This window comes from Vibrio sp. Sgm 5, assembly GCF_026241575.1.
GTDB classification, from domain to species: Bacteria; Pseudomonadota; Gammaproteobacteria; order Enterobacterales; family Vibrionaceae; genus Vibrio; species Vibrio jasicida.
Map to the genome: position 1 here is coordinate 1 of NZ_JAPHPY010000091.1, position 10,207 is coordinate 10,207.

7 protein-coding genes and 1 pseudogene are annotated in these 10,207 nt (G+C 44.4%); 5 read left to right on the top strand and 3 right to left on the bottom strand.

All coding sequences use genetic code 11. The annotated features are described in order from the left end of the window. Positions 1–147: 147 nt before the first annotated feature. Positions 148–1,791, bottom strand: a complete 1,644-nt coding sequence (locus OQJ86_RS25480) for a methyl-accepting chemotaxis protein (RefSeq protein WP_038873305.1) — start codon at positions 1,789–1,791, stop codon at positions 148–150. Positions 1,792–2,124: 333 nt separating this feature from the next. Here OQJ86_RS25480 and OQJ86_RS25485 point away from each other — a divergent pair, with 333 nt between their 5' ends. From OQJ86_RS25485 to OQJ86_RS25505, 5 genes are all read left to right on the top strand, one after another. Beyond that, positions 2,125–2,946, top strand: a complete 822-nt coding sequence (locus tag OQJ86_RS25485; protein ID WP_265991985.1) for a phosphate ABC transporter substrate-binding protein — start codon at positions 2,125–2,127, stop codon at positions 2,944–2,946. A gap of 98 nt (positions 2,947–3,044) precedes the next feature. Further along, complete coding sequence (gene pstC, locus OQJ86_RS25490) at positions 3,045–3,977, top strand: phosphate ABC transporter permease subunit PstC (protein WP_038873310.1); 933 nt, start codon at positions 3,045–3,047, stop codon at positions 3,975–3,977. A gap of 22 nt (positions 3,978–3,999) precedes the next feature. Beyond that, on the top strand, positions 4,000–4,863 hold the full coding sequence (gene pstA, locus OQJ86_RS25495; protein ID WP_038873313.1) for a phosphate ABC transporter permease PstA: 864 nt from the start codon (positions 4,000–4,002) through the stop codon (positions 4,861–4,863). Positions 4,864–4,923: 60 nt separating this feature from the next. Beyond that, positions 4,924–5,673: a phosphate ABC transporter ATP-binding protein PstB gene (gene pstB / locus OQJ86_RS25500; protein ID WP_038873314.1), complete on the top strand. Its 750-nt coding sequence runs from the start codon at positions 4,924–4,926 to the stop codon at positions 5,671–5,673. Positions 5,674–6,047: 374 nt separating this feature from the next. Continuing rightward, entirely contained in the window at positions 6,048–8,114 is a 2,067-nt protein-coding gene (locus OQJ86_RS25505) for a GGDEF domain-containing protein (protein WP_265991989.1), read from the top strand. A 64-nt stretch (positions 8,115–8,178) separates the two neighbouring features. Here the strand turns inward: OQJ86_RS25505 and OQJ86_RS25510 are convergent, their stop codons facing one another. Together OQJ86_RS25510 and OQJ86_RS25515 are read right to left on the bottom strand one after the other, a co-directional pair. Continuing rightward, positions 8,179–9,828: a BatD family protein gene (locus OQJ86_RS25510; RefSeq protein ID WP_265991987.1), complete on the bottom strand. Its 1,650-nt coding sequence runs from the start codon at positions 9,826–9,828 to the stop codon at positions 8,179–8,181. A gap of 4 nt (positions 9,829–9,832) precedes the next feature. Further along, positions 9,833–10,207, bottom strand: a pseudogene (locus OQJ86_RS25515) (hypothetical protein); the annotation flags it as partial.

Sequence of the window (10,207 nt, forward strand, 5' to 3'; positions counted from 1 at the left end):
AGTTCTCCGTTACAAATCAGCAAAGTATCCAATCTGGAAAAAGAAAAATGCCAGTCAGCTTAACTGACTGGCATTACCGCCAGTGCGGAGCTTTTTATTATCTAACCTTTTCACTCACCGTGCTGGGATCACAAGGCATTGTAAGGCTTAGATTTGGAACTGCTTAAGCTGATGCTTTTGGTTCTCCGCTAACCCAGACAGTTCTTGCGCGGCAGCTGCGGATTGAGTAATACCGGTTACGTTCTGGCTCACCAACTCATAGATGGTGCTCAAGTTATTGTTGATATCTGAGGTTACTTGTTTTTGTTCCTCTGAAGCGGTCGCTACTTGTGTGTTGATAGCATTCAAATCGGAAATTGCATTATTGATGTCACTAAGCGAACGACTTACTTCGGTAGCAAGCGATTGGTTGTCTTCTAACATGGCTAAACTTGAATGCATGCTTTCGTTTGCGTGACCAGACTGTTGCTGAAGTTCTTCAATAATGGTTTGAATTTCTTTGGTCGATTCTTGAGTTCTTGCTGCCAGCATACGTACTTCGTCAGCAACCACAGCAAAGCCTCGACCACTTTCCCCTGCTCGTGCCGCTTCAATCGCCGCATTCAATGCAAGTAGGTTGGTTTGCTCAGAGATGCTCTCAATAACTTCAATCACTTTACCAATCTGTTCGGACTGATCTTTTAGTGACGTGACCACGTTTGCGGCTTCGTTCAGTTGGTCTGCCATTTTCGCACTCGCACGTGTACTTTCTTCAAACATGCTTAGGCTCTGTGACGTTAGTTTTGTGGCTTCGTTAGATGCGCTGTCGGCTTGCTGTGCATTGGTTGAAACTTCCGCAGCAGTAGATTCAAGCTGGTTAATTGCAGAAGCTACTTGTTCTACTTCTTGTTTCTCTTGGTCTGAGTTGGCACTGCTTTGTGTCATTACTGTTGCCAGTTCAGTCGAAGCCGAGGCGACGTCTTCACTGATTCGAACTAGTGAGTCGACGGTACCGCGGAGTTGGTGGATGGTTTGGTTTACGTCTTGTGCCAGTTGCGACACCTCATTTTTACCTGTTTCTTCTGCTTCTACTAATAAGTTGCCTTTTGCTACTTCGCGCATGGTTTCTTGTAGGTTACGAATAGGCGCCACGATGTAGCTTGCTAACAACCAACTGATCAAAGAGGCGATAGACAAAATAATGACAAGAGAAATGGTGCTGTAAGTGATGGTATCTGAGTGCAGTGCACCATTTTCTGTGACTTCGTCTGTCACGATTTGATTGAGCTTCTTAGACAAGTTGTCAATGGCGCCAATCATTGCTTCACCTGCTAAGCGGTATTGACCCATTGCTGTTTCATATTCTCTCTCGAAATCTAAGGACACGTTGTTGGATGAATGTTTAGTGTTCAGTAGCGGAGTCATGGTGATTCGAGTGAAATCCACATAGTGGTTCATCGCATCGCGCATGGCGTTGACTTCTGCTTGGATGCCTTCAATTTGGTCGATGGAGCTTAAAAACTCACGGTTGGTTGCCTGACGATGTTGTAACTCTTGGTTCAGTGTTTGGACATCTTCTGCTCTGAACAGGCTGTAGATTGCCTTAATGCGCATGGCATAAGTGTTGTCGACGATAGAGCTGAGTTCTTCTTTATGCACGATAAGGCTATTGGTTGAGACCGTGACCTTGCCGAATGCCTGCTCTAACTTTCCGATGCCGATACTCAACCCAATGACGAGAAGTATGACAGTGAATAATACGGGTACGAAAACCTGTGACTTAATAGACAGCGTACTCAGTAATTGACGCATGATTGACCCTCTAAAGATTGGAACTATTATCATTTTTGTAAATAAAGCAACCCGATTCTAATTATTAGGCTTGATATATCAATCATTTAACGATGTTTATTTGTTATGAAATATATTAAAAGCGATGTAGTTGGCATTTTGTTATAACCAAATAGAAGCAATATATTTTGAGCTCGAAAGGAAATAAAGTTTGATTGCTGTTTTATTAAGCAGAAATGACAACGTGTCATAGAGCTTTCAACTAAGTGAAACACAACTGTCATATTTGGATTCTAAAGTGAGCATCGTTCAAGTGAAACACAACGGCAATAAGGCCACTTAAAGGAAATTGTGATGAAAAAGACAGTAATCGGTGCAATCGCACTTCTAGGCGCAATGGCAGTGACTCCTGTTTCTGCTAAAGAAACTATCTCTGCAGTGGGTTCTAGCAGCGTAACTCCACTGATGGAAGTTTTCTCTGAAACATACATGAAGACAAACCCGAACGTATTTGTTGAAGTTCAAGGCCCTGGTTCATCTGCGGGTGTTAAAGCAGCGAAAAACGGTTCTGCTGACCTAGGTATGTCTTCTCGTAACCTAAAAGATTCTGAAAAAGAGCAGGCTCTAAAAGAAGAGACAGTTGCTCTTGACGGTATCGCAGTTGTTGTAAACCCACAAAACAAACTATCGGGTCTTACTGCGGACCAAGTTACTGCAATCTACAAAGGTGAAGTAACGAACTGGAAAGACGTTGGCGGTGCAGACAAGCCAATCGTAGCAATCACTCGCGACACAGCTTCTGGTACTCGTGGCGCGTTCGAAGACATCATGTCTCTAAAAATGAAAATTTCTGGTAAGAAAGTATCGGCAATCTCTCAACGTGCTCAAGTTGCTAACGGTAACGGCGCACTGAAGACGATGGTTGCTTCTAACCCATACGCTATCGGCTACATCTCTCTTGGTACAGTTGATAGCTCTGTAAGTGCACTTCCAATTGACGGTATTCAAGCTTCAGTAGACAACGTGAAAAACGGTTCTTACAAAGTTGCTCGTCCGTTCCTTGTTCTTTACAAAGAAGGCAAGCCATCAGCTGAAACTCAAAAATTCCTAGACTGGATGCTAACTGATGAAGCGCAAGCGCTAGTTGACCAAAAAGGTTACATCTCAGTTAACTAATCCCATCGGGACTCTAAAGTTTGCTCAGCCCACCATTTCGGGCTGAGCCTTTTCTATCCATTGTGTTCAAGGGCATTGCCTAGAACCGTGAGATTTTTATGACCATCGCAACAAATAGTGAAAAGCTTATGACTACTGACGCTAAAGCGATCAGCAAGCCAGGCCTACGCGAGAAACGCCGCGTTGACTGGAGAGAGCGTATCTTCCACGGCTTGTTTTTAACGAGTGCTGTTATCGGCATCGTTTCATTAGCAGTAATCGCATACTTCATCGTTCGAGAAAGTATTCCAGCCTTCCAAGAAGTTGGCGTATCAGGCATCGTACTCGGCCAAAACTGGCTGCCACCAGCACTTTACGGTGTCGCAACTATGATTGTTGCTTCTATCGTTTCGACAGCTGGTGCAGTATTAGTTGGTGTGCCAATCGGCGTGTTGACTGCGGTCTTTATCGCAGAAATTGCACCGAAACGTTTGGCTGATGTTATCCGCCCAGCGGTTGAGCTCCTTGCCGGTATTCCTTCGGTGGTTTACGGCTTCTTCGGCTTGGTTATTATCGTGCCGCTTATCCAAAACGTATTTGATGTACCAGCGGGTAATACTATTTTGGCAGGTATCATTGTACTGGGTGTGATGATTCTTCCTACTGTCATCACGGTTTCTGAAACGTCTATTCGTGCAGTCCCTCGCACTTACAAAGAAGGCTCTTTGGCTCTTGGCGCTTCTAAAATCTACACCATATTTAAATTGCTCGTTCCAGCGGCTCGCTCAGGCATCATGACAGGTGTGATTCTGGGTATTGGTCGTGCGTTGGGTGAGACTATGGCGATCATCATGGTTATGGGTAACGCGCCGGCAATGCCAGAAGGCATCCTTGATTCGGCTCGTACGCTAACCGCAAACATCGCTATTGAAATGTCTTACGCAAGTGGTGTTCACGCGAACGCTCTATACGCTACAGGTGTGGTACTACTGGTCTTCATCATGTCGTTGAACGCTGTACTACTTTACCTAAACCGAGAAAAAGCGAAGTAATCGCTCGTTAAAGGTGACTATTATGGATCGCGCAAAATTAAAACAGGCACGCCAGTTCAAAGATAATGTATTAAGCGCATTTGTCTGGGTCTCGGCAGCATTAACGGTAGGCTTTTTGTTCTGGATTATCTGGTACATCCTATCTAACGGTCTACAACACGTAGATTGGAACTTCATTACTGATGACTATACGCGCACAGGGGACGAGCACGGCATCTTCCCGATGATTGTGTCGACTATCTACATGGTTATCGCATCTATCGCAGTGGCAGCGCCACTCGGTATCATGACGGCAATTTACTTAACCGAATATGCAAAAGTAGGTAGCCGTTTAGTGAAAATCATCCGATTCTGTACCGAGTCATTGGCGGGTATTCCGTCGATCATCTTCGGTCTATTTGGTATGACTTTCTTCGTAGCGATTCTTGGCCTTGGCTTCTCGATTCTATCGGGTGCTCTAACGCTAAGTATTCTTATCCTGCCAGTGATCATCCGTACCACGGAAGAAGCATTGATGGCAGTACCGCAAACGTACCGCGAAGGCTCTTATGGTCTTGGCGCATCGAAAATTTACACTATCTGGCGCTTGATTCTGCCGAGCGCAATGCCAGGTATCTTAACCTCGGTCATTCTAAGTATTGGTCGTGTCATTGGTGAATCTGCTCCAGTTTTCCTGACAGCAGGTATGGTTGCTCGTATTCCGGATTCTTTATTGGATTCAGGCCGTACGCTAACCGTTCACCTATACAAACTGACTACCGAACTGTTTACCATTGAGGAATGGAATCAGGCTTACGGTACCGCGACAGTTCTGATTGTTGTTGTTCTACTGATCAACATGGTTACAAAACTGATTGCACGACGTTTTAACACAGCAACTTACTAACAACACAAATTAAGAACGCACGTTAAAAGACACGAATTCAAGATTTAAGAGATTAAGAAAATGAACAAGTTTGATATTGAAAACCTAGACCTGTTTTACGGTGATAACCAAGCACTGAAATCAATCAACCTGCCTATTCCAGTACGTCAAGTAACCGCACTAATCGGTCCTTCTGGTTGTGGTAAATCTACACTATTACGTTGTTTGAACCGCATGAACGATCTTATCGAAGGCGTTAAGATCACTGGCAAACTGTCCATGGATGGTGAAGACATTTACGGCAACATCGATGTCGCTGATCTTCGCATCAAAGTGGGGATGGTATTCCAAAAGCCAAACCCATTCCCAATGAGCATTTACGAGAACGTGGCATACGGTCTTCGTGCTCAAGGCATTAAAGATAAAAAACACATTGATGAAGTGGTTGAGAGCTCACTTCGTGGTGCAGCACTTTGGGACGAAGTGAAAGACCGTCTTAAGTCACATGCATTTGGACTATCTGGTGGTCAGCAGCAACGTCTATGTATCGCTCGTACAATCGCGATGGAGCCTGATGTGATCCTAATGGATGAACCAACATCGGCACTTGACCCAATTGCAACACATAAAATCGAAGAATTGATGGAAGAGCTGAAGAAGAACTACACCATCGTTATCGTGACTCACTCAATGCAACAGGCGCGTCGTATTTCTGACCGCACTGCGTTCTTCCTAATGGGTGAGTTGGTCGAGCACGATGACACACAAGTGATCTTCAGTGACCCGAAAGACGACCGTACTCAAGGCTATGTAAACGGCGACTTTGGTTAATTAACGTATTTATCAGCATATACATGAATAACTATAAGCGATGGTACTCTTGCCCCTCTTGATGAGGGGCCTTTTTCGTTTAGGGTATGTGGAATTTTCTCAATACCAATAATGTTCATGTTGATTCACTTTTGCGCCTAATTTTGCAGTATGTAATTCGGATGAAACACCTGTCTAAAAATGTTGAAAGGTTCTCGATTGTGAAATTAAGTACAAAATTTTTGCGAAAGACTTAACAGCTCAACTTGGATTCCATTGATTGCATATCATGGCCTAAGTAGTTTTTTATCGAGAATAAAAAAGTAGATTAGGTTGGCCAGGTGAGTTTAAAAAGTTTTACAAGAACGGTCTCTTCTACCAGAGACCATAGATTATTGGCGAAAGCCATATTCGAGCATCTAGAACAACGCTTTTCCCCTAGTGCGATAGCGATCTTTGACGATCCGCTCACCAATCCATCAGGTGCGGTGAGGTTTTCTCGTGGTGATTTGACTCCAATCCGTCAGTACCCAGAAGCATTCTGGGATAGGGCGAGCCAATTTGATACTTCAGAAAGTATTATTCCGCTGGCCATCAATACCTGTAATTGGAACCACACCCAAGACCTTGGCGGCGAAAGTTACATCATGATGCTCGATAACACGCCGATCAAACGTACCTACCTACTGATTCAAAACGTCCAAGCTCGCTCCGCCCACAATATCTACGAAGAAAGTTACGATGCAATGCAACTTGCCGCGGCTCGCTGGCAGTGTATTCGCGCAGAAAAAAGCGCATCGCAAGAAATGAAGCATCGTGATGTTCGAGAGGCCCAATACGTCGATGAACTTAGCCAGCGAGAACGCTTCATTGAAAACATGAAGCTCGTACAGCAAGTGGCGTTGGACATCTCTAATCCTGACTCTCTTAAAGATCTCTATTTAAAAGCGGTTGAAGCCTTGCGTGAACGTTTAGGTTTTGACCGTTCTACTTTAATGCTGTTGGACATGAAAAAGCGTAGTTTCAGTGGGACCTATGGCACTAATGAGGATGGTATCACGATTGATGAGTTTCACACTCAATATGATCTTCACCAGTTGAGTGAAGAGTACATCGCAGCACTGTCGAGTACAGAGCGTAATCTCGTCATTGTCGAAGATGCGCCGATTTATACCGCCGGTAAAGTCGTAGGGCAGGGCTGGAATGCGATGTTAATCCTACGAGATGGTAATGAGCCTTTTGGTTGGTTCGCACTGGATAACTTTATTCATCGTAAGCCCGTGACGGCTTATCAAAAGCAGATGCTGGAATCTTTTGGCTCACTTTTCTCGCAAATCTATATCCGTAAGCGTCAAGAACAAAATGTGCGCATGTTGCACTCAAGTATGGTGGAGCTTTCTCGATGTACTACGGTCAGTGATGTGTGCAAATCCGCAGTGACCTTTGCCATTAAAAACTTGGGCATCGACCGTATGGCGGTGTTCTTGACCGATGAAAATTGCTCTTATATGCAAGGTACGTGGGGGACCGACATCCAAGGCAATGTGGTGGATGAATCTTATTTTTTTGGGGAGACACAGGACTTCTCTTTGATTAATTTAGCCCGATCTATGCTGAATGAGGTTGCGTTTGAAGAGTCGGTTCCCATCTATCACGATTGCAATATTGTTGGTTTCGGCTGGGCGGCCATGACAGTGCTGACTTCCAATAGCAGTGGGCCTATTGCTTTTATCGCCGTTGATAATCTATTAACTCGTGCGCCGCTTACCTCCCAGCTTCGTGAAGTGATTCGGATGTTTGCATCAAGCCTTGCTGAAGTGCTGCAACGTACACAAGCACAAGAGGCGATTCGCGAACTTAATGAAAACCTAGAGCTAGAAGTACAAAATCGGACTAAAGAGCTGGAAGAAGCCAATCGACAATTGGAAGTATTGTCTAAACTCGATCCTTTGACTCGCCTTGGTAATCGACGAATGTTAGAGCACGTCATGCAGAAGTACTGCTCGGTAGAGCATGATGAAGTCATGTCATTTGGATTGATCTTGATTGATATTGACCACTTCGGCTTGTTCAACAACCACTATGGGCATCTAGAAGGTGATATCGCGTTAATGCGAATTGGTAACATCCTTGAACACCATACTAAAGATGAAGATGAAGTCTTTTGTCGAATTGGCGGGGAAGAGTTTGTTTTGTTGATGATTGGGTCACACCAAGAAGAGGTCAGGTTGAGAGCCGAATGCATCCGTCGTTGTATTGAGGAGGAGGGGATTAAGCATTGCCATAATCCAGAAGGTGAGTTACTTACTGTTTCTGTTGGTTATTCTTGCTACCTGACACAAGGTAAAGACTTTAACTTCGATCATTTGTATCAACTCTCCGATAAGGCTCTATACCGAGCTAAAAACAGTGGTCGAAACTGTGTTCGGGCGGTTGAAATAGAGAAGCAGAGTGTTGCTTAGCACTAAAAACAAAAATGGCAGCTTGAAGATAAGCTGCCATTTTTATCTAACACTTAATTGTTCGTTAAAGCTTCTCAAGCTGGTGGCTGGTTTTGGTTGTTTTGTCTTTGCTGAGTTGTTTGAGTATTGCCAGCAAAGTATCACTTTTCCATGGTTGCTGAGTGGAGCTAAATCGAGATTGATTCATCACATTCAATTCAGTTTTTACTGCTTGCACCGCCTCTGATTCGATATCAGCGTAGTGAGTGTTTAAGTAGTCGTTAACTACTTTTTCAATCTTGATACTGTCACCTTGCTTTATGACATCCTCTATATCTCGAATGGAGGCGTTATGAGTACTCATCATCACTTCTGTTGATTGTGGCGCTTTGCGTTTTCGCCATAAGCCAATGGCAATAGCGGAAGAAACCAACCAAAGTACCGCAAAGACGAATGTTAATGTTTGCCAAATCGTATCAACGCCACCTTGTGGAGCGGTTGGAGATGCCGTTTGTGTTGGTTGTGTTGGCAGTACACTTTCTGGCAGGGTTATCAGTCCAGTATCACTTTTCTCGACTTTAAGATTTAACTCAGCGATTTCTGATTCTCTTGCTTGATCACGATTGCTATCCCACCAATTTAGCTTGTAACCGGGTAAGGTAAGGTCACCAGCTTCCGTTGGGATCAGCACTTGCTTCATTGTCATGGTGATGGTGCCATCTCGAGCTGTTTCGAACTGAGGTTGCTCTGGGTAAACACGCAGTGTACTTGGGTAAATTATGCCAATACGTGGCAAGTATTCTGCTTGTGTGCCTCGCGCTCTCACACGAATCGTACGGGTAATAGATGAACCTTGTTTAACGCTATTCACCGCGTTTGCAGACAGAGGATTACCTTGCTCATCTTCCCAGCTTTGAGTCATTTCTAATGCTGAAGCTGGTAGCCAGTTGCCTTCAAAGTCTTTCGGGATCGGTTTGACTGTGATAGGCATTTGCTGAACGTTGGTTTTGATCGGCATGATCTTTGTCGAACCCGTTAAACTGTCACCATAAATGTAAGAGCCAGTTAATTGAGGGCCGTTTAACGAAAAGCTTCCTGGTTTTTCTGCGGTAATACGGAATGCTTGTTCAACGACAGTAACTTCTAAGCCATCAATGATTCGCTGACCTTGTTTCATGTCACTAGCAGGTTCAATCTTCATTCCATCAATGCTAGGCGGAACGATTTGTGGGTTATCCAAACGACGTGGATCTACTTTGATGGCCAACTGCATACGTAACGTTGCTGACTGTTGTGGGTACAAAGTGTGGTTATCCACGCTCATGTCAAAACTGAATAAATCATCCAGGTTTGGCTCTGCTTGGCTTTCTGTGACGCGCAGCTTAATTGGCTCAGTCTTCATCCCTTCAGCTGTGAAGCTTGGTATGGTCACAACGCCTTGTTTCATCGGCGCGATCGAAATGCTCCATTCCGTTCGGACTGTTTTATGGCCGTTAATGTTATTGCTTGAACGGCCGTAACGAGGCTGCCCCAAGAAAAAATCTTTCTTTAGCGTATCAAAATTTATGGCATCAGAACTTAACTCAGTGTCTGCCATAATGCGGAGATTGATGACTTCATTCTTTGCGACTTGGGTTTTATTCACACTGGCTTGAAGGCTTTGGGCAAAAACCGAAAAGCATGTTAATAGGCTGGCCACCAGAACAAAGACCAGTTTTGCGCCTTTTTTCATCATGGAGTTACCATTCCTTATTTGTTTGTTGTGGAGGTCGTTTTTGTTGAGCTTGCAACTGCATTTGTGCTCGAATCAAAAAGCTTGGGTCACGCGCACTTTCTACCGCTTCTAAACGGCGGAACTCAGGATCGTCCTGATGCGTTTTTTCTGCCTGAGCTTGAGCTTGCATTGGTTCCCCTTGTTGCTCGCCTTGTGTCTCTTCTTTTTGCTGCTCAGCTTTCTCTTTTTCTTTTTTATTTTCAGTGTCTTGCTTGTTTTGTGACTGTTGTCCTTGCTCTTGTTTAGCATCATTCTGAGACTTTTGTTGCTGCTGTTGCTGCTGTTGCTGCTGTTGCTGCTGTTGCTGCTGTTGCTGCTGTTGCTGCTGTTGCTGCTGTTG